General features: G+C 54.9%; 19 protein-coding genes. 3 read left to right on the forward strand and 16 right to left on the reverse strand.

From position 1 onward, the window contains the following. The 14 genes from KP014_RS27395 to KP014_RS27460 all read right to left on the reverse strand — a co-directional run bounded on the left by KP014_RS27395 (position 1) and on the right by KP014_RS27460 (position 14,895). Positions 1–333, reverse strand: coding sequence for a 4Fe-4S dicluster domain-containing protein (locus KP014_RS27395; protein ID WP_036595068.1), 333 nt, complete (start codon positions 331–333; stop codon positions 1–3). Next, on the reverse strand, positions 330–1,937 hold the full coding sequence (locus KP014_RS27400) for an FAD-dependent oxidoreductase (protein ID WP_036595066.1): 1,608 nt from the start codon (positions 1,935–1,937) through the stop codon (positions 330–332). Before KP014_RS27400 ends, KP014_RS27395 begins: the two co-directional genes overlap by 4 nt. A gap of 71 nt (positions 1,938–2,008) precedes the next feature. Beyond that, positions 2,009–2,887 (reverse strand): ABC transporter permease, encoded by an 879-nt coding sequence (locus KP014_RS27405; RefSeq protein WP_036595063.1) that lies wholly within the window; start codon positions 2,885–2,887, stop codon positions 2,009–2,011. Positions 2,888–2,902: 15 nt separating this feature from the next. Beyond that, positions 2,903–3,706 carry an ABC transporter permease gene (locus KP014_RS27410; RefSeq protein WP_036595060.1) on the reverse strand — a complete coding sequence of 268 codons (804 nt, stop codon included), beginning with the start codon at positions 3,704–3,706 and terminating at the stop codon, positions 2,903–2,905. A 66-nt stretch (positions 3,707–3,772) separates the two neighbouring features. Then, the gene (locus KP014_RS27415; protein ID WP_036595057.1) at positions 3,773–4,549 is read right to left on the reverse strand and encodes an ABC transporter ATP-binding protein; all 777 of its coding nucleotides are present in this window, start codon (positions 4,547–4,549) and stop codon (positions 3,773–3,775) included. 273 nt (positions 4,550–4,822) lie between these two features. Then, positions 4,823–6,058, reverse strand: a complete 1,236-nt coding sequence (locus KP014_RS27420) for a radical SAM protein (RefSeq protein WP_036595054.1) — start codon at positions 6,056–6,058, stop codon at positions 4,823–4,825. Further along, positions 6,009–7,427 carry a nitrogenase component 1 gene (locus KP014_RS27425; RefSeq protein WP_051500033.1) on the reverse strand — a complete coding sequence of 473 codons (1,419 nt, stop codon included), beginning with the start codon at positions 7,425–7,427 and terminating at the stop codon, positions 6,009–6,011. The genes KP014_RS27420 and KP014_RS27425 overlap by 50 nt, the downstream gene beginning before the upstream one ends. 1 nt (position 7,428) lies before the next feature. Continuing rightward, on the reverse strand, positions 7,429–8,832 hold the full coding sequence (locus tag KP014_RS27430) for a nitrogenase component 1 (RefSeq protein ID WP_036595053.1): 1,404 nt from the start codon (positions 8,830–8,832) through the stop codon (positions 7,429–7,431). A gap of 11 nt (positions 8,833–8,843) precedes the next feature. Further along, positions 8,844–9,710, reverse strand: coding sequence for a nucleotide-binding protein (locus KP014_RS27435; protein ID WP_036595051.1), 867 nt, complete (start codon positions 9,708–9,710; stop codon positions 8,844–8,846). Positions 9,711–9,775: 65 nt separating this feature from the next. Continuing rightward, a complete protein-coding gene (gene metK, locus KP014_RS27440; protein WP_090834475.1) occupies positions 9,776–11,002 on the reverse strand; it encodes a methionine adenosyltransferase in 1,227 nt (408 codons plus the stop codon). Positions 11,003–11,241: 239 nt separating this feature from the next. Further along, positions 11,242–12,453, reverse strand: coding sequence for an outer membrane protein assembly factor BamB family protein (locus KP014_RS27445; protein WP_090834476.1), 1,212 nt, complete (start codon positions 12,451–12,453; stop codon positions 11,242–11,244). A gap of 127 nt (positions 12,454–12,580) precedes the next feature. Continuing rightward, positions 12,581–12,892, reverse strand: coding sequence for a hypothetical protein (locus tag KP014_RS27450; protein ID WP_090834477.1), 312 nt, complete (start codon positions 12,890–12,892; stop codon positions 12,581–12,583). A 323-nt stretch (positions 12,893–13,215) separates the two neighbouring features. Next, positions 13,216–14,079, reverse strand: coding sequence for a fumarylacetoacetate hydrolase family protein (locus tag KP014_RS27455; protein WP_090834478.1), 864 nt, complete (start codon positions 14,077–14,079; stop codon positions 13,216–13,218). 42 nt (positions 14,080–14,121) lie between these two features. Beyond that, complete coding sequence (locus tag KP014_RS27460) at positions 14,122–14,895, reverse strand: Cof-type HAD-IIB family hydrolase (RefSeq protein ID WP_036597932.1); 774 nt, start codon at positions 14,893–14,895, stop codon at positions 14,122–14,124. Between the two features lie 178 nt (positions 14,896–15,073). On the opposite strand from KP014_RS27460, the gene KP014_RS27465 reads away from it, so the two are divergent. The 3 genes from KP014_RS27465 (at position 15,074) to KP014_RS27475 (ending at position 17,892) form a co-directional block, all read left to right on the forward strand. Next, on the forward strand, positions 15,074–16,171 hold the full coding sequence (locus KP014_RS27465; RefSeq protein WP_036597930.1) for an LLM class flavin-dependent oxidoreductase: 1,098 nt from the start codon (positions 15,074–15,076) through the stop codon (positions 16,169–16,171). 25 nt (positions 16,172–16,196) lie between these two features. Continuing rightward, positions 16,197–17,405: an N-acetylmuramoyl-L-alanine amidase family protein gene (locus tag KP014_RS27470; RefSeq protein ID WP_175491908.1), complete on the forward strand. Its 1,209-nt coding sequence runs from the start codon at positions 16,197–16,199 to the stop codon at positions 17,403–17,405. A 283-nt stretch (positions 17,406–17,688) separates the two neighbouring features. Further along, positions 17,689–17,892: a hypothetical protein gene (locus KP014_RS27475; protein WP_036605101.1), complete on the forward strand. Its 204-nt coding sequence runs from the start codon at positions 17,689–17,691 to the stop codon at positions 17,890–17,892. Positions 17,893–17,992: 100 nt separating this feature from the next. On the opposite strand, the gene KP014_RS27480 is transcribed toward KP014_RS27475, so the two are convergent. Both KP014_RS27480 and KP014_RS27485 read right to left on the reverse strand, forming a co-directional pair. Continuing rightward, on the reverse strand, positions 17,993–19,027 hold the full coding sequence (locus KP014_RS27480; RefSeq protein ID WP_036605103.1) for an NADH:flavin oxidoreductase/NADH oxidase: 1,035 nt from the start codon (positions 19,025–19,027) through the stop codon (positions 17,993–17,995). Positions 19,028–19,185: 158 nt separating this feature from the next. After that, positions 19,186–20,310, reverse strand: coding sequence for a Ger(x)C family spore germination protein (locus KP014_RS27485; RefSeq protein WP_175491909.1), 1,125 nt, complete (start codon positions 20,308–20,310; stop codon positions 19,186–19,188). Positions 20,311–20,318 lie beyond the last annotated feature (8 nt).

Here is a 20,318-nt window from a genome sequence, read left to right on the forward strand (position 1 = left end):
CTAGAAACCCGCCCGGCGTGATAATTGGACCATATAGGCGTGGCTGGCCACAGGCTGTCGTCCTTTTCCCCAGCCGACTTTCTCACGGTAACCGCCGAGCAGCCCCTGCTCCTTAACCTCCGTCTCCGTAATATCCGTTGCAGCTTCCGAATCCGGCGCCACATACAAGGCGTCAACGGGGCAGTACAGCTCACACATGAAGCAGGTCTGGCAATCGTCCTGCCTTGCAATGACGGGAATCTTACCTTCCGACCGGTCAAACACGTTGGTCGGGCATACAGACACGCATTGATTGCAGCCGATGCACCGGTCCGCGCTGATAACCTCTATCATGACGGCACACTCTCCTTTGCCGTTTCTTCCGGCTTTACCCAGACTTCATCCAGTCCGCCGCTGATTAACCGGTAATGCTGATTCCCATCGATTGCCTTGTAATCTTCGCGCTTATGCATGCCTCTTGTTTCGGTCCGGGCAAGCGCCGAGGAATACATCCAGCGCGCCGTTGCCGTCATGGCCGCCGCTTCCCGCCGCTTAACGCCTTGCGCCGTAAGCTGCACCTCCTGACCGCGCTGCTCCTTCCACAGCTGGTTCAGCCGGCCGAGGGAATCCGCGAGGCGTTCCCCGGTACGCAATAGGTTAACGTCGTAAGGCGCTACCTCCGCCTGTACGGCAGTGATATATTCTGATGTTCGGACAGCCGCGTCCGGCTGCGCTGTCCGTTGCGTAAGCGCCAAGGAAGACAGTCCGACCGGAGCACGGCCTGAGGCATGCCGTCCAAGGCTCAGCGAATAGTCGGCCGCCCCCTCTCCGGCAAAGGAGCCAGAGGATATAGCCCAGGCCGCATTGTGACTGCCGCCGCCGGTAAAGCCGCCGCAGATCAGTTCGCGGGTTGCGGCATCCCCGGCCGCGTACAGCCCGGGTACGCCCGTTCCGCAAGCCTCGTCCGTAATCCGGATGCCGCCGGTTCCGCGGACGGTGCCTTCCAGCCGAAGCGTCACAGGAAAGGCATCCTTGAACGGATTGATGCCCAGCCGGTCAAAAGGCAGGAAGAAATTCGTCTGTGCGACCCGCAGGATTGGCTGTAAGTCCTCAGGAGCCTGATCCAGCCGGGCATAGACTTGACGCCCTTCCAGAAGATTCCGGGCAATGACGGAGCGTCCCTTCTTCGAACCCGCGCCTTCCACTATACTTCCGTCCTCATAATAAAAGCTTGCATAGCTGTAATACGCCGTCTTGGTCACGGAGGAGAATGTCGGGCAGATGGCATAGGCGTTGGAGAACTCCATCCCCGACATTGCCGCGCCCGCCTCGGCGGCAAGCAAAAGCCCGTCGCCTGTCAGAACATTGCAGCCCAGCGCTTTGCTTAAGAACGCGCAGCCGCCGGTGGCGATCACAACCGCTCCGGCTATGACGCGCCAGGTTTCCCCGCTCTGCGTCTGCACTCCGAATGCGCCGGCTACACCATGTCCGTCGGCCAGCAGTTCCAAGGCCGGGCTGTGATCGAGGATTGTGACGCCCGCTTTTTTTACCAGCTTGCGCATCAGCCTCATATACTCCGGCCCCTGCAGGTTGCGGCGATGCGGATTGCCGAATTCGTCCACCGGATACGGATACCCCGACATGCCGAGACGGTTCATATTCTCATACGTCCGACTAAGCACCCGGTCCATCCAGCTGTGCTCCGCCAAGCTGCCGCCCAGAATGAAACGGCTTGCCTTCGCATTCTCGCGAAGCTCCTTATCGGGTTCCACATACCAGACGCCCGTTCCGGACGGGGCGGTTGCGCCGCTGGAGCCGCAGTAGCCCTTGTCGGCCAGCACGACCTTGGCGCCCCTGGCCGAGGCGGTCAGAGCGGCCCATGTACCCGCCGGACCTCCACCAATCACCAATACATCCGCCTTCAAATCCAGTGAACCCTTTTTTACCGTTTCATTCATTGCTGTTCCCTCCCCGAATCTATGTTGTAAATTTCACCTTCATCTTCATCTCAAGACAGCGGGTTCTGAAATCATCCCCGGTAGCTGTCCCGCCAGAACAATAATCGGTGTTCCAATACCCGGACAATGGAATCAATCAGCTTGCCGACAAAGGCGAATATGAGAATGCCGACAAAGATAATTTCCGTATTGGAATTTTGCTTTGCTTCATTAATAAGGAAACCAACGCCCGATTGCGAGCCGATCAGCTCCGCAACCACCAGACCGATCCAGGAGACCGCCAGCGATAAGCGCAGGCCAAGAAGAATATTAGGCAGGGCCGCTGGCAGGATAAGCCGGCGCAGCCGCTGATAGGGACTAAAACCAAGCACCCTTCCGACCTCCAGCAGCTTGTCCTCCATATGACGGATACCCACAAAGGTATTGATGTAGAGAGGAAAAAAAGAGCCGCTGAGAATAATGACCACTTTAGACACTTCCCCAAAGCCGAACCAAAGAATGATCAGCGGAGCAATCGCCAGATGGGGTACCAGACGCAGCACCTGAACGCTTGGGTCAAGCAAATATTCCGCTCTGCGGAACAGACCCGTCAGGATGCCCAGCAGCAGGCCGAACGCGCCTCCGATCAGAAAGCCCAGGAACGCACGCCCCAGACTGACTCCAAGATGGTGCGCAAGCCCCCCCGATACCGCCAGGCGGGCAAAAGACCGGGCGATGGCCAGCGGTGTCGGCAGAAATTCGGGTGATACCCATCCCGCGCTCCCGGCGGTCTGCCACAATCCAACCGCCAATATCGGAATAATCGCCCCGGCGCCAAGATTGGACAAGTACCGTTTCCATGAAAACGTCCGCCGGGTTGCCGCCGCTTTTCCGAGTACCGCTTTAAGCTTTCCGCTTTCTTGCCGTACGCCTGTTCCCGGCTGCATAATGATTTTGGCTCCTTCACTCATGGCTTTCTCTCCTTTCTATCCTTTGTATTCTTCTTTCCAGCGGAGCAGCCGGTGTTCAATCAGACGTATCGCCGCATCGCTCAGCAGACCGCAGACCGCGAAGATGATAATGCCGACGAATACAACCGGCGTATCGGCAAATTGGCGGGCATCGGACATCATATAGCCAATGCCTGAGGTGGATGCGATCAGCTCCGCAACGACCAGACCGAGCCAGGACAGTCCAATCGACAGGCGGACGCCGAGCATAATATTCGGCACCGCCGCCGGGAGCACGAGCTTAAGTATCTGCTTCGGTCTGCTGAAGCCGAGCACCCGGGATACTTCGAACAACTTGTTGTCCACGCTGCGGATCCCCATGAAAGTATTAATATAAATCGGGAAGAACGCAGCTTTGGCAATCAGCAGCACCTTCGACTCCTCCCCGATGCCAAACCAGAGGATGAACAACGGGACTACCGCAAGGCTTGGAATCATGCGGATCATCTGGAGTGAAGGATCAAGCAGCTTCTCCGAGCGTTTGAACAGTCCGACCAGAATCCCGAACGCCAGGCCAGAACCCCCGCCGAGTGCAAAACCGAGCAGGACCCGGACGGCGCTGATCCGAAGATTGCTCCATAAATCCCCCGAGGCCGCAAGCGAAACAAAAGATGCTGCTATCGTGTACGGCGTCGGAAACAGCATATCCGAGATGATTCCGTAGTGCCCCAGCGTTTGCCAAAGAGCTAGAACGGTTACCGGCAGCAGCAGACCAAGCAGAATTTGAACCGATTTTCCAGGCTTGCCCGCGGTTCTTATCGCTACGGTACGGTTGCTCATGAATACTCCCTCCTTCTCTCGAATAAAACATATAATTCAAATGAATTTAATCGGATATAAGGCAGACTAAATGCCCGCTCCGTCGGTTAGCTCCAGTTCCTCGACCTTTTCAAACTCGCTGAGCACCTTCAGCCGCAGCTCTTGAAAAGAAGTAGTCGTCTTTTTGCGAGGATACGGCAGATCAATGCGGACGATTTTGCGGATCTTCCCTGGCCGCGGCTCAAGAATGACAACCCGGTTGCCCAGAAAGACCGCCTCTTCGATATCATGGGTTACAAAGATCATCGTCGTCCGGTTGGTGCGCCATATATCCAACAGCACTGACTGCATATGCGCCCGGGTAAAAGCATCCAGCGCGCCGAATGGCTCGTCAAGCAGAAGAATTTTCGGATTTCGCAGCAGCGCCCGGGCAATCGCCACCCTCTGGGCCATGCCGCCGGACAGTTCACGGGGATATGACTTCTCGAAGCCCTTCAGCTTCACCAGCTCGATAAGTTCATCCACCCTTCTGCGGACCCCGGGATCGCGCAGCGACAGATCGGAAGCGATATTCTTCTCCACGGTCAGCCAGGGAAAAAGGCGGTGCTCCTGAAAAATAAATCCCTTGTCAATGCCCGGGCCGTTGATCTTCGCACCTTCCAGTGTCACCGTCCCGCTGTAACCGCTGTCCAGACCAGCGACGATGCGAAGCAGCGTGCTTTTACCGCAGCCGCTCGGGCCAATGACCGTAATAAATTCCCCTTCCTCCACACGCAGCTCAACATTATGCAGCGCCTGCACCGGACCGCCCGCGGTTTCAAAAGACTTATTCAGATTGGATATATCCAGCAGCGTCTCTCCCATTGTCTGCTCCTCCTTTTCATTCAAGCCCCATCTTATCCGTTCTTGCATAAAAAAATGCAGAGGCATTGCGTCTACGACGCAGCACCTCTGCATGAACAGTCGGCATACTGTGATTTAATTCATAGTATTTTCATCTGATTTATGATTATTAAAATATCATCGATTTGCAAGACTGTCAACGAAAAAATAAAGCAGCTTATACTTTCCTATATTTCGAAAAAGACCGCCCGATCTCGATCAGGCAGTCCTACTCGTCCTACTCGTATGGCGGGGTTACCGCTGTGCTATTCGTTCTCCCTCTTTTGCTTCGCCGAACGCGGGAACGATCTCCTCGTCAATCGCGAATAGATCATGGATCAGGAAATTCGGGCTTGGCGCAATATCGAAGTAGTCCTGGTAAGAGAATCCGTATTTCTTAAAGATCTCGTGACATTGATAAGCCATATCCAAATGCCATTCAGCGTGCGGCGTCCGGTGGCCCTCCAGCGCCGATCCCGGGTTGGGCGTCCAAGCCCCAGTCAGGGACAACACGCCGATGGAAGCGAAATACTCCACGCCCGCAAGCGTCGCCTTCTTCGGTTCGATGCCCGCGACAAACCCCGATCTTACCTTGCCTTTGCCGAACACCTTGGCCGCGTATTCGATCGCTTTGATCCAGTGCTCCCGTCCGCCGCATTCCGCTACCTTGCCCGGAAGAATCGCCGCGTAAAATTTCGGGTCCCACATCTCCAGATTCAGCGCCAGGGTCCGGAAGCCCGCTTCCTTGTAGCGGTCGATAATGCTGAGATCCAGCGGGGCGCCAATAACCGCGGTTCCGTTGAAATCCTGAAGTCCGGTGCTCTCCTGAATCGCCTCGGCGACGTCCAAATAATAATCGACCTCCCGCCGCTCAGGCACGAAGCCCCCGGTCAGATTGGTATGCTTCACCCCATCCAGCCGGTAAGCTGCGGCAACCGCTTCGCCGATCTGCTTCGGATTTTTCCATCCGATGCCCTGAATCTCGGAGTAGGTATCCTTGGTCGCGTTGATATTGCAGAACAGGCAATCCTGTCCTTTTTCTTTCAGTGAGCATTCATTGCTATAGGCGATGGATACTGTGCCTCCGCCAGCATATCCCGTAGAATATCCGGCAATCCGGGAGAAGGGAGTTCCATCCGAAGCGCTCAGACCGTAATATTTCGGCCGCTTGTCGAACGACACGGGAAACAGTCCTTTGCCCTTTTGCGTCAGCACGTATTCACCGCCGTCATATACAATCCGGTAATCCGATCTGCTATCCCAGTGAAATGGGACCCGCAAACCGCCAGGTGTGGAATAACCGGTGGGCAGGTCGAAGTCCTCATGGGTTTCATGGTCCATTTCAAAGCATAAATGAACTTGCTCCTGAAACTCACCACCGAGGTCCAGATGCCGGAATATGGCCGGATCGGCCGCTACTCCCTCGATATTCACCTCATTCTTAATTTTCAATTCCTGAAAAAGCTGGCTTCGGATTTGTTCCCTGCTCATCCCTATCACTCCCCGCACCCGTTAGATCTTGTAAATATCTTGAATCATTGCCTAGAATGCCGTCTCCCACATCCTCAAGCAGCGTGAACGCGCCGTCAAAGCCGGCATAGCCTTTCGTAAGCACGATTCTCTCTGCAAGCGGAAATGACACGGGAACAAATGGAATGCCCTTCCGTTCCGCCGCGCGGCTCTCGATCGAGCTTCCTAGCAGCAGCTCAATATCCTCCGCTATCAACAGTTCCTCAATGACCTTTGCGTCGCTCTCAAATATAATTCTCGCCTCCGAACCCGGCTGCTGTTCATTCCACTGCCGGACAATCGAATCGCGGACCTGCTGCGGGAGGTCGTCGGTTACAACAATCAGGGAAGGCAGCAGACCGAGCGGATCGGTCAGAAAGCGGGCCGGTCCGAGCACGACTGCGCTATCGCCAACCAGAGCGAACTTTTTCTGAAAGCCATGCTTGTAGTAAGCATCCAGAAACTGCAGGATGTAGTATCTCTCGTTATTTTCTTTGCGGGCGATCCATGCCTCGACCTTCTCTTGCTCCAGATCAAGCTGCTTCCCGATGCATCTTAACAGTTCCCCGGTCTGCTGTGCGCCTACCGGATATCCATCAAAGTGAACATAGGGAATGCCTGCGTTGCTTTCCAGCCATTCACAGATTTCCAGACTGTGCGCGGAGAATGAGACATTCAGTGCCGCGTTGAAAATGGTTGTCCACTCCTGCTCGTCCGCATCCGGTCCAAACAGCACATTCGCGGAGGCGCCGATCCCCTTCAGGCTATCCTTGAGTCCCTTCAGATTTCCGCGCCAGAACACATCCTGCTCCGGAATGATGCCAAGCAGATTCACCAGACGGTCATCCTTCTCTCTGGTTGGATGCTGCTCTTCGGGCGTACAGGTGATCTTGTCGAACTGGCGCAGCAGGCCGGTCAACGCAGCCGTATAACCGTTATGGACGCTCCCCTTAAAACCGGGAGTGCTGATATGAATGGCTTTATATTGCTGCTCCTGCAGCTCTTTGGTCATCGCCGGCACATCGTCGCCGACAAGCTCAGGCGTACAGCCGGTGAGCACCACGTAGAAGTCCCCGTCCTTGATCTTCACCGTATTTTTGAGCTGCTCTCTGAGTCTTGAGCTTCCGCCGAACACGACCTGTCTTTCCAGAAAATTGGTCGACGGAATGCCGAGGCCACCTGTGTAGCCTGAACCGCCGTTTCCGCTTAGGCTACTGACCCCGGCATACTGCTGGACGCCGCAGCCCGAGGTGGAATGGATGATGGGCACAGCGCCTTCAATCGACTTGATCGTCTGGACCGCTCCATGCAGCATACAGCTGTTCCGGTTTCCCGCCGTCGTCGTTCCCATCCTATTTCACCTCCTGCTTGATATGCCAGTTCACGCTTTTACTCAGCCAGCCCGCCCGGTAAGAGGAGCCTCCGGCGCTTAAATAGCGGCTGAGCGCCGTGTTGCGCAGCGCGTTGGCAACAAGCGGGGCGAGCTCCCGAACGCCCCCGAAGCCGTACAAATCAACGGAATCGACAGCGACCGCGGCGATCCCCGCTCTTGCCGCCCATACGGCAGCCTCGCCCTTCCCGATATATAGACCGGGCTCTAATTTCCCCAGCGCGTTGATCTTCTCGAAAGGCTGTCCCGGCTGAATGTATACCTGCGGATTACTCCGGCGAGCCCACTCCCTGAGTCTTGGTGCATGCGAACTGTCGGCGTGAGTCAAACTTAAAGCCGCCACTTCTCCCCCCAGCTCTTCCACGAAATCCGCTATTCCGAACGCCTGCTCGGGAGGGAGGTCGACAAAGACGGAGACTCCATCCAGCCGCTGCCGCTCCAAAGCTTGCGCCGCCGCAGCTTTCTCCTCTTGAATATAAGCCCGCGCCTGTCCGGTTGAGCCGCCGGCTCCGGCGGCTGCGAGCAGCCACCGCTCCGTTCCGGCAAGGCCGATCGGCGCGGTTTCCTCCAAATGAACGACGCCATGCGCCTCTTCCAGCCATTCCAGCAGATAACGGGCGTCATCCTTATCAATGGCAATGGAGGCGGAGGCGCTCAGCGATTGCTGTAATGCAGAAATCGACAAACTTCCTGATACGTTGTTATACGAAACACCAGCTCCGTTCAAGTCTTTGATAATATTGCCCGTTCTTGTTCCGGCTGCGCCGATTAAGTTAACAGCCGGGATGGGGGATGCGCTTGGCTCGCCTTTCAATACGTATTTGGCCAGCGCATGAAATACCAGATCATAACCGTACACAGCAGTTCTGGAACGGAAGCCTGCGGCAAATACCGGTACTACCGGAATGTTGTAGAGGTCTTCCTTTTCCGTCGCTGCGGACTGGATATCGTCATTATTAATGGCCACCACAGGCGTTGCAAGGATGAAAATAATCTCAGGACGCCATGTCCGGTACGCAAGATCCACCGCTTCCCTGAGCTTGTCATCGGCGCCCAGGATCGAGTCGTTCTCTTCAATATTCGTAATCAACCAGGGACTGCCGCCTGCCTTAAGCTCATCTTCAAGCTTGATTGCGCCGCAGCCCGGCGGACTATGAATAATGGTGACACTGCCGCTGATTCGGCCCAAAAGCCGAATGGCGCCAATAACCTCGTCGTCGCTCGTTTCCGAATATGTGCGGATTCTTTGCCTTGGCTCTTCCCTCTCCAGTTCATCCGCCAGGGCTGCGCAGTCGCCTTGGTAAGCGGTCAGCGCGCCCCTGCGCTTTTCCCTCGTACGGGGAAGCCGTTGTCTGGTCTCGTTCATTGTTCGTCTCCTTACCGTGCTGAGGCGGAGAAAGAAGCCGCCTCCTGATTGATGGCGTCTCCCCAGCTTCTGGCCCAATCGCGAAGGTCTGTGACATTCAGCGGACTCGGAACCGACAGGTTCTCGTTGCCGGCCACATGCGCGGCCAGCTTCCGGTACACATCGGCCTGCTCCGAGCCTGGATTGGCTTCAATCACCGTTTTGCCGTAGAGCTCGCTCTGGGCAACGACAGGTGAACGTGGGACGAAACCGGCTACAGCTGCGCCTGTTCTCTTCGCGAAATCCGTGATCAGCGATTCCGGGTAACCGGGCAGAATACTGTTTCCGATGATGCCGCCGAGCTTTGCTCCTCCGGATGGAGCGTATTTGCCGATCGCCTTGAACAGATTGTTGGCGGCGTAGATCGCCATGAAGTCCGAGGAACTGACTACATAGGCTCTGTCAGTAATTCCGTCGCGGATCGGTACGGCGAAGCCGCCGCACACCACATCTCCCAGGACGTCATACAGCACATAATCGGCTTCGAATTCTTCAAAGACATTAAGCTCTTGAAGCAGGCTGACAGCGGCATTGATGCCGCGCCCCGCGCAGCCCACGCCAGGTACCGGGCCGCCCGCTTCGATGCAGAGCACACCCTTAAATCCGATCGCCGACACATCCTGCAGCTTCACTTTGGCGCTGTCTCTCAGGCTGTCAATCACCGTCGGCAAATAGTCGCCGCCTCTTAGCGTATTGGTAGAGTCGCTTTTGGGATCGCATCCGATCTGGATCACCCGATAGCCCGCTTCCGCGAGAGCGGCGCTGATATTGGACGTAGTTGTCGACTTCCCGATGCCGCCTTTGCCGTAGATTGCAATATGCTTTGTTGTTTTCGCCATCCTTATATCCTCCTGTCGGCATATCCTTCTGATCTGCCAGCCATTACTCCGGTCCAGCTTTGTGATTATTTGGCGGAAGACGATTCAGCCGCCCCAATAACTTGTTCAGCGGCTGCGGCTTTTAATGCCTCCGCCTTATCCGTGCGCTCCCATGGCAAATTCAGATCGCTTCTTCCAAAATGTCCGTAGGCCGCCGTCTGTCTGTAGATCGGCCGTCTGAGATCAAGCGCCTTAATGATGGCTCCCGGTCTCAGGTCGAACGTCGCCTTCACGATTTCCGAGATCCGGTCATCCGGCACAATTCCGGTGCCGAAGCTGTTCACCGTAACGGAAACCGGACTTGCCACTCCAATCGCATAGGCAAGCTGGATTTCGGCTCTGCGCGCCAGACCGGCCGCCACGATATTCTTGGCTACATAACGCGCGGCATACGCGGCGCTTCTGTCTACCTTCGTCGGGTCCTTCCCGCTGAACGCGCCCCCGCCATGCCGCGCGTAGCCGCCGTAGGTATCCACAATGATTTTTCTGCCGGTCAGTCCGGCGTCACCGTTCGGCCCGCCCACAACAAAGCGTCCCGTCGGATTAATATAGTATTTGGTGTTCTCGTCCAGCAGTTCTTCCGGAACCGTCGGCTCCACCACATGCTGAACAATGTCCTTCCAGATTTGATCAAGCCCGATTTCAGGGGCATGCTGCGTCGAGACGACGATGGTATCTACCCGGACCGCACGGTCTCCATCATATTCCACGGTCACCTGCGTCTTGCCGTCCGGCCGCAGATAAGGCAGCAGGCCGCTCTTTCTTGCCTCCGCCAGTCTTCTGGCCAGCCGGTGGGCCAGCGAAATCGGCAGCGGAAACAGCTCCGGCGTCTCATCTGTCGCATAGCCGAACATCAGGCCTTGATCGCCGGCCCCGATTTCGCCGCCGTTCTCTTCCGCGTTCTCAAGCTGTCTGGTTTCCAGCGCGTTGTCCACGCCTCTGGCGATATCGGCCGATTGTTCGTCAAGCGAGCTGAGAATGGCGCAGGTATTGCCGTCGAAGCCGAGAGAGGAATGGTCATAACCGATCCGCACGATCGTCTCCCGGGCAATTGCCGGAATATTGACGGTTGCCGAAGTCGAGATTTCTCCCGCGATCAGCACCAGACCCGTAGTCACCGCCACCTCGCAAGCCACCCGGCCATTTGCGTCCTGCTCCAGAATCGAATCCAGAATGGCATCTGATATTTGGTCGCAAATTTTATCGGGATGTCCTTCCGTTACAGACTCCGATGTGAACAGATACTTCGTCATTGCTTCTACCCCGTTTCATTGTGATTTTATTCACTCCTGAAGACGACAAGGATGTCTATGCCTCCGGATAATAAACAAGAAAGGCCCTGAAAATTACAGCAGCTGTACGCATAGGTACATTGCTGTTTCTTCAGAGCCTCCGGTTATCCGGTCAACTTTTATCCAACTAAGCTTATAGGATTAATAAACATATTTTACGATTGCCAGTCAAAGTTTGTCAATAGAATAATTCGTGTTCGCTATTTCATCTTGAGACTGTCCGGCTCTTTAAAAGCTTGCACCTTTCCTTTGCTCTGCACAATAATCATTCCGTTCACGGAGAGGCTTGGACCGAATACATTGCCGCCCGTTTTCAACTGTACAACCGGTATGGCCGTACAAAGATGCATCGCGATCAGTCTGCCATCGGTCTGAATAATATAGAGGCCGTGTCCGATCAGATCAAAGCGGGCAATGTCGTTTCGGAGTCCTCCGTAATATACCGTGGATTTATCGGTGGTTTTAACGCCGTACAACCCGGAATTATTCGTAAAAAGAATCCGTTCATCATAGGGTCCGGCCGCATACACCAAGTCCCTGAATCCGACGCTCTCAACGGAATACGTATCTCTGGTCGTCTTGGCGGGATCAGCATCCGCCGGATAGCTGTATAATTTGTTCCCGGCGTTCAGATAAATCCTGTTGCCGCTATACCAGGCGGGGAAATTCCCTGCCCCAGGCCCTTGATCCTTAAGGTTCACATTCTGCGGATTATAGATCACCGTCTTGAGCACTTTGCCGGTCTTGCCGTCCAGAATATCGAGCGAGGTCAAGTCCACCGCCTCCACCAAAGTGCCTTCTCTTTGGGAAATGACCGTCCCATCTTTGACCGCGGCGGGAAGATCATGGTTGGCCGCCTTCCACAACTGCTTGCCCGTCACCGCATCATAGGCATGCAAAATATCGTATGTATAGGCTCCGGACACCGAATTTTGCCCCAGTACCAGGCCATCCTCGGCTACAATCGGCTGGATGAAACCATTTTCTTCATGGACACGCCACAGCAGCTTTCCATCCTTCAGTCCATAGGTCTGGATGTCTCCGTTGTTCACCAGCAACCGTTCCCCGTCCGTCACAAGCTGCACGGCACCCTGGCTAGCTGCTTGAGAAGCCCACACCTTTTTGCCGTTCGAGGCATTGATTGCATATACCGCTCCCGTCTTCGATGCCGCATATAGCACGCCGCTCCGGTAGAGCAGCGGAGCCTGAAGGCCTGAGCCGAATTTCCATACCCGCGCTCCGGTCTGCACATTGAGCGCCGCCAGTTGTCCGGATTGAATAATAAACGCCTTCCCCCCCGCCGGTCGCCACGACACCCTTGCCCATGGCATAATCGTCGGATACCGAATCCATTGCCGCCGTCCACTGCGCCTTGATTTCTTTCGCCGGGATGGATGCCGAGGACGTATCATAATTATTTCCCACGTACGAAGTACGCGGATCACTTTGAGCCGACGCCGCCGTGCCGGCTGCGGCCAGCAGGAATAGAGAGACCGCGGCCGCCGATAGGCGGATTTTCCATGTAAAAGTTTCCATTGCTTAGTTCCCTCCCAATCTATTTATCAAGCTTGCCTGATATCGGTCAATCCTCTCCGCTACGATCCGGTCGGTCAAGCCCGTCATCCCGAAAGCCTTCCAGCCCCCATACACCTGCGGTGGACCTCCGGCCAGGCCGTCGAACAGGGACAGCAGATCCCAGTAAGGATGATAGGTGAATGAAGCTCCAGCCCGATCCATGTAGGCCAGCAAAAAAGCATCCGCTGCCTCCACGCCATAGAACTGCGCCAGGTTCAGCCCGCAGTGGCCCACGTCGGCTCCCGCCGGTCCCAGGCAGGCATTCGGCCAGTCCACAATTCCACTGACGGCCTCCAAGTCCGGCGATCCATTTCAGCGCAATCTCCGGCAGTCCGCCCGGCCGATTATTCTCCATCCTGCCTCATCCCTTACAGTTCTTCATACCGTTTGTAAAATCCAAATAGAAAACGGCCTGTCAATGCCGAAGACCTGAGTTCCAGAGCCGCCCGCATTCAGGCCGTTAAATCTTAATACCATTATCACTTCACTTCGTTAGTAGCACACAAAGAAACCACTACCCGCTGCGCATCCGGCGACGCGGAGGTGAACCGTGGATCCTCGCGTCCGGTGTGCGGCATAGGCATTACCAATCATAATCATTATCCGAGCCGGTTCTCCAGTGTACCCAATCCTTCGATCGTGACCGTTACCTCATCACCGGATCGCAGCCATATCCGCTCTTCCTCGGGATATCCAAGAATGACGCCTTCCGGCGTGCCTGTAAAGATCAGATCTCCCGGTTCAAGCGTTATGTATGCCGAAATATAACTGACCAGCTCCGCGCAGCCAAAGATCATATCCCGCGTATTCGCCGATTGGCGCAGCTCCCCGTTGACCCGGCACTCAATGTTCAGGCTTCCGGGGTCGACTTCATCAGCGGTAACTACGCAGGGACCAACCGGGGCAAAGCCATCCAGCGATTTGCCGACCAGCCACTGGCTTGTACGGAACTGCAAATCTCTTGCGGACAGATCGTTGCCGACCGTATAACCGAATATGCTGGAAAGAGCCTCCTCCTTCGACACCCCGGATGTCCGTTTGCCGATGACCAGAACAAGCTCCGCTTCGTAATCAATCTGCGACGGGCCATCCGGCAGGGTTATCTTCTCACGGTGAGCGGCCAGACTGTTGTTAAATTTACTGAACAGCACCGGAACCAAAGGCGTCTCCAGCCCGGATTCAGCCGCATGGCTTCTGTAATTCAGCCCTACACAGATAATTTTCTGGGGACTCGTAACGCAGGGCGCATACTGAATCTCCTCTTCCTTCAGCCACTGCGGGTCACCGCCCAGCAGCGCTTGAAGCCGGGGAATGAACGCCGCGCTGTTCCTGATGACTTCTTCCATAGAAAAAGGAAGCTCCAGCCCGCTGCGGCGGGCCGTTAATTCCACATCCATAATTCCTTCCGCGGTCTTTACTCCAAGTCTTGCCTGTCCGTCCTTTATAAATTGAAGCAGCTTCATTGTCCTTCCTCCTCGCCTTTGTCCCCGGGGACACTGCCCCGGTTAAATCAAACCCGCTTTCACCAGGCCGTTATAGATGCCGCCTTCGTCCACATGGCTGGTTACGTAATCCGCATAGGGAATCAGCTCTTCATGCGCGTTCCCCATGGCAATGCCCATACCGGCCAGCTCCAGCATCTCCTTATCGTTCAAGCCGTCGCCGAATGCGACCGACTCCTCGGAGCTTATGCCAAGCATGTTCAGCATAGCTTCGATGCCCTTGGCCTTGGAGCTTCCAGGCGGCAGCACATCCATTGCAAGCGGATGCCAGCGGATCAGCCGGAGCTGGGACAGCAGTTCTTCATACAGCGCTTCCTCATGGCCCTCGCAGTGGAGGAACATCTGATAAATCTCATTGTTTTTCCAGAATTCAGGGTCGAATCCAGGCTGGTCCACCTTAAGCGTATTGACGGATTCAGTCACGAACGGGTGGTTCTCGCTGTCCGCGAAATAGGTATGCTCGCCTTGGAACACCAGCGCATGCCGGTGCCGGGCCGCCAGCGCAATCAGCGCCTGAATCGTTTCCTTGGACAAGGGCCGCTTGTACAGCGTCTTCCCTTTATACACGACATAGGCTCCGTTCAGGCATACATAAGAGTCGATGCCCAGCGCTTCCGCCAAAGGCTTGATAAAATAAGGCGCACGCCCCGTGGCGATTACCGGTTCAACACCGGTCTGCTTTAATTTGGAAACCGCCTGCAGCGTATCTTTCGGAATCTCCTTCTCCTCATTGACCAATGTTCCGTCGATATCAAAGAATACAATTTTATAAGCCATATTTTCCTGCTCCTATCCCTTCGCCGTGCGGGATATCCCGGCGGTTTCTTTCCCTCTCGCAATCCTTAACTTACCACGATTTATTTCAGAAGGGCAAGAAACTGAAGGCGTTTCACCTGGAAACTGTTATAATAATCACAACGATTCAAGTTCACAGACCGTAAAAGGAGCCATCTTTATGACTATTCAAAATAATGAATCGGCACTCCGAGGCAGTTTCGAATTTGGTGTATATACCTTGGGAGATATCGTCCCTGATCCCGTAACGGGACAAGCCGTGAGCCAGCACCGCCGTCTCCAGGATATTGTAGCCGCTGCCAAACTGGCCGACGAGGCAGGGCTTGACGTATTCGGCGTTGGAGAGCATCACCGGCTGGATTTTGCCGTCTCCTCGGTTCCCGTCGTGCTTGCGGCCATTTCCCAGGTTACGAGCCGGATCAAGCTGGCCAGCACAACCATGGTGCTTGGCACCATCGATCCCGTCAGACTGTTCGAGGATTTCGCCACTCTCGACCTTCTGTCGGAAGGACGCGCGGAAATCATGGCCGGACGCGGCGCGTTCACAGAGTCCTTCCCTTTATTCGGCTATGACCTGAACGACTACCAGCAGCTGTTCGCCGAGAATCTCGCTCTCCTTCAGCAGCTTGGCGAGCATGAGACCGTGAACTGGCAGGGCGCGTACCGTCCGCCGCTCAAGGACGCCGAAATTTCTCCCCGGCCCCTTCAGCCAAGGCTTCCGCTCTGGATCGGCGTAGGCGGCACTCCGGCAAGCGCGGAAAGAGCCGGAAGACTTGGAACCGGTATGGCGATCGCCATCCTCTCCGGCAGTCCGGAACGGTTCAGGCATCTGGCGGAGCTATACCGGCAGACGGGGGCCGAAGCCGGCCGGTCACCGGAGAGCCTCAAGATTGCCGTCACCAGTCACGGGTATATCGCCAAGTCTTCCAAGCAGGCGCTTGATGATTTCTACCCTTACTACTTGAACTATCTTAACGGCTTCATGGCCCGGCCGGGAACTGAATTTCGGTTCACCCGCGAAGACTTCGAGGCATACACCCAGCCCGGCGAAGCGCTGGCCGTCGGCAGTCCGCAGCAGATCATCGAGAAAATTCTGTACCAGCATGAGCTGTTCGGACATACCCGCTTCATGGCCCAGATGGATGTCGGCGGCATGCCTTTCTCCAAGGTCGCTTCGGCCATCGAGCTGCTTGCGACGGAAGTTGCACCGGTCGTCCGCCGGGAAATTGCCCGCAAGAAGAGTTCTTCTCAGGCTTAAATTCCAACATAAAGCGAGGCTACAGATGAATAAACAAATATATCATTTTCTCAGGCCGAATGCGGCCAAGCATCCGGCCCGGCCTGGCCGTCCAACGGTGTTCAAGCGGATGGCCGCCGCAGCAGCGGCGATAACCCTCCTTGGCCTCATACTTACTTCACATACGACACAGGCGGACAGCTATACCGCCAAGGTGTACACAACTTCACTTAATGTGCGCAGCGAGCCGGCGGGCGGAGCGGCGGTCACGGGCTCGGTCAAAGGAGGATCACTTGTTACCGTCTCGGAGGAGCAGCATGGGTGGCTCAAGATTCGATCCGGAAGCATGACAGGCTGGGTAGCGGGATATTATCTCAAGAAGGCTGGCGGCTCAGCGGCTTCAAGCCAAGCAACCGTTACTGCGGCGAAAAAGAGTACAAGCTCCCGCCCTTCCACGGCAACCGTTACGGCAGACTCGCTGCGTATCCGCAGCGGACCCGGGACCGGTTATGATGTTGTCGGTTCGCTTCAGGCCCGCGATGCCGTTGCCATCCTCTCCCGCCAGTCCGGATGGCTGAACATACGGGCAGAGGGCGGCGTCACCGGCTGGGTCGCGGAGCCGTACGTGACCGCCGGAACATCGGCAGCCTCCGCTGTCGGCATAAGAAGGACGAGCAGCAGCGCTGATGTCAGCAGACCTGCGTCAGCCGGTCTTCGCGGCAAGCGGATTGTCGTCGATCCCGGCCATGGCGGAGACGATCCGGGGATGATCGGCACAACCTACGGCACGATGGAAAAAGACCTGAATCTTCAGACGGCGCTGTACCTGCGCGATTATTTGAAAGCGGCTGGCGCACGGGTGACCATGACGCGGACACAGGACGATGAGCGGCCTTCGCTGTCTACCCGGGCAGAGCTTGCCCAGTCGGTCTCGGCGGACGCTTTTATCAGCGTGCATTTCAATTCCTCGCCGAAAAAAGTATCGGGGACGCTGACATTTTTTTATTCGGAGTCCGATGATTTGAAGCTGGCCCGTGCCATTGAGAACCGGCTCAGCGAGGGCATCGGCCTAAAAAGCAACGGGTTGTCCTTCGGCGATTACCATATTCTAAGGACAAATGAAACGCCGGCTGCCTTAGTTGAATTGGGGTTTCTGACCAGTCCGACCGACGAGTCTATCGTCCGCAGAGCTTCTTACCAGAGGAAAGCCGCCCAGGCAATCGCGGACGGTATCGCCGATTATTTAACACAATAGGCTGTCAAGCCGCAGGAAAGTGAATAATGTCCTACTGCCGGGCAGCATCCGGTATTAGAGCACCGCCATCATCAGTCTGAACGAGCCTGAAACGTTTCTGTGCAGGAAGCGTTCAGGCTTTTTTCATCCATCCATAGAAAAAAGCACAAAAATCTATTGACTAAATTCATGGAATCGGTTAAATTTACTTTATCACCTAAAAGCATAAAAGCGTAAAAGCACAAAAGCTAAAAAGTGCGAAAGCAGGTTATTCTATCAAATCCGGGAAAGGGAGGTTTCAGTTATGATGATCGTTGCATCCAACCAACAGGAAGAACTGCAGGCCATTGTTAACATTCTTGAAAGTGAGGGTCTGAAGGTCTATACGCAGCGCGAAACCCACCGGACGATTATCGGCATGGTCGGCAGTATCAAGCCTCGTCTGGCTGATCTGCTGTATCAGATGAAAGGCGTTGAGAACGTAATCGCCAATAACTTCGCCAACTAGGCGCATGCATTCCATAGATAAAATAACCCCGTTCCAGGACACTTGTCTTGAAACGGGGTTTTCGGTTTGTTACCGGCTTAACGGAACTATGAAGCCGCTGTTAGCTAAACAAGGCAAAGCCGCGCTCATACTGTTGTGGAATTACCGTCTCCTTATGCAGCTCAACGGCCGCGGTCAGAGCCCAGTAAGGGTTCATCAGCATGCCGCGCCCCACGGCAACCAGATCGGCTTCATCGTTGCCGATGACAGCATTTGCAAGCGCGGAATCGTCCAGACGGCCAACCGCGATGACCGGAACGTCCAGTCCCTCTTTGATCGCTCTCGCGAGCGGCACCTGGTAAGCGGCATGCGTACCCGGGCGGCCGGCCGCAGCGATCGGGCCTTCGCCTCCGGCGCTGATATGGAACATGTCTACGCCGGCTTCCTTAAATACTTTGCTGAATTTCAGGCTATCCTCAATTCCATAACCGCCTTCAACGTACTCCTGAGCGGAAATACGCAGAATGAGCGGCATGTCTTCCGGCATTTCGCCCTTGACCGCAGCGATAACTTCACAGCCGAACCTCGTCAGATCCTTCCCGTACTCGTCACTTCTCCGGTTGGTAAGCGGTGAGGTGAACTGGTGGATCAAATATCCGTGAGCGCCATGCAGCTCGATGGTGTCAAATCCCACCTGCACTGCCCGGCGAGCAGCCAGCCGGAACTTCTCCACCATCTCTTTCACTTCATCGGTCGACAGCTCGCGCGGCGTCTTCGACTCCTCGTTGAACGGAACCGGCGATGAAGAGACGGGAACCGACGCATCTTGGGCTTTACGGCCGGCGTGCGCAATTTGGATGCCGACCTTCGCGCCATACCGGTGGCAGTCTTCCACAATTCGGGCAAGTGCCGGAATTTGTTCATCGGACCACAGCCCCAGATCATAATCCGTAATCCGGCCGTCCGGCTCGACATCGGTCATTTCGATAATAATAAGTCCAGTCCCGCCAACCGCCCGGCTGACATAGTGGGTATGATGCCACTCATTGGCAATGCCATCTTTATTCGTTACCGAATACTGGCACATCGGAGGCAGAACAATCCGGTTCTTGAGTTCCAGCCCTTTAAGTTTGTACGGAGTAAATAAATCGGTCAATGGAATCTCTCCTTATTATGCAAAATGCATGTTCATGCATATAATATCGCATGATGATAGCGAAAGTCAACTTGCCTTCCGGCAGTCTTCTCCCGCATCAACAGGCGGCGATAAATCGGCGGTGATTGATGGGCCGGCGCGCGGCTGACCGCCTTCCTTTAGGTTGCATCCCTGACCGCAGATGTCCCGATAATATTCACCTTGAAATCCACTTCCAGTTCCGTATTTTCAATAATATTCTTTCTCCTGTCGGCAGGATATTTTCTTTCAAATTTCTCCTGGACATCAAAAATATCGATCTTTCTATCCTTCCATTCCCGAAACATCTTCTGGCAGTTCCGCTCAAGCTTCTCCTCCATGGATTCCTCCATTTTCGCAATCGTCTCGTCCGTCAGTTTAAGCTTACCTTGGACTGCTGAAATATCCGTATTAAGCTTTATTTTGACAAACAGCTTCAAGACGTCATTTTCAAGCTTCAGTTTAGACTTATAGCGCGTGTTATTTTGCAGCATCAGAGATACCGTCTTCGTCTCGTCTTCGGGATTCTTAGTATTGATATTACCGGATACCCCTTTGTCCACGAGGAAGTTATAGTAACCGGTCTCCTCGCTGTTTAGTTTGCCAATCAGCTTGTATTCCTTGATCAGCCCCAGACCATCGAGATAATACTGTCCCTGCGTAACATCGTCTTTAGACACATTGATAATCGGGACGGAGTTTACCCGGTCCCCAATGTATTTTTGGCTCATAAATTCCTTAATATTGATCTTGACCCCATCTGATGTCACCGATTGCATATCGCCCAGCATGTCATACAGGTACAGTCCTGTCATCGTTTCGTCCTGATGGTTCGGTTTAACATAGAAATCGGTATCCCCCACGAAAATCCCCAGCAAGGTGCGCGCATTGGAGTCCTGCCATCTTTCGAACAGTTCAAAGGCCTGGTCAAGTCCGCCGCGCGCAAATCTTTCCGTAAATAGCAGCACTTTATTATGGGCCAGGGTGACAGGCGCGCTCGTATGCGATTCAAGTTCGTTAAGCGCATCGCCGGGGTTCTGGGTTCCAATTTTGTAGATAATTCTTTTTTCCTGATTCGCTTCCATTGAAGAGCTGCGAATAGAGTTAAGGGTTTCAAAATAGAAAACGATATTATTCTCATCATCCCGATCAATCAAAATAGAGGTTACAAACACGATATGATCCAGATCCCTGTATCCCAGGCAGGAGGTCAGCAAGCACGACGGGATCGATAGAATCAGCAGGAGCACCGTTATCTTTTTCATGTACTTCA

The organism is Paenibacillus sophorae (assembly GCF_018966525.1).
In the GTDB taxonomy this organism is placed as follows: Bacteria; Bacillota; Bacilli; order Paenibacillales; family Paenibacillaceae; genus Paenibacillus_AQ; species Paenibacillus_AQ sophorae.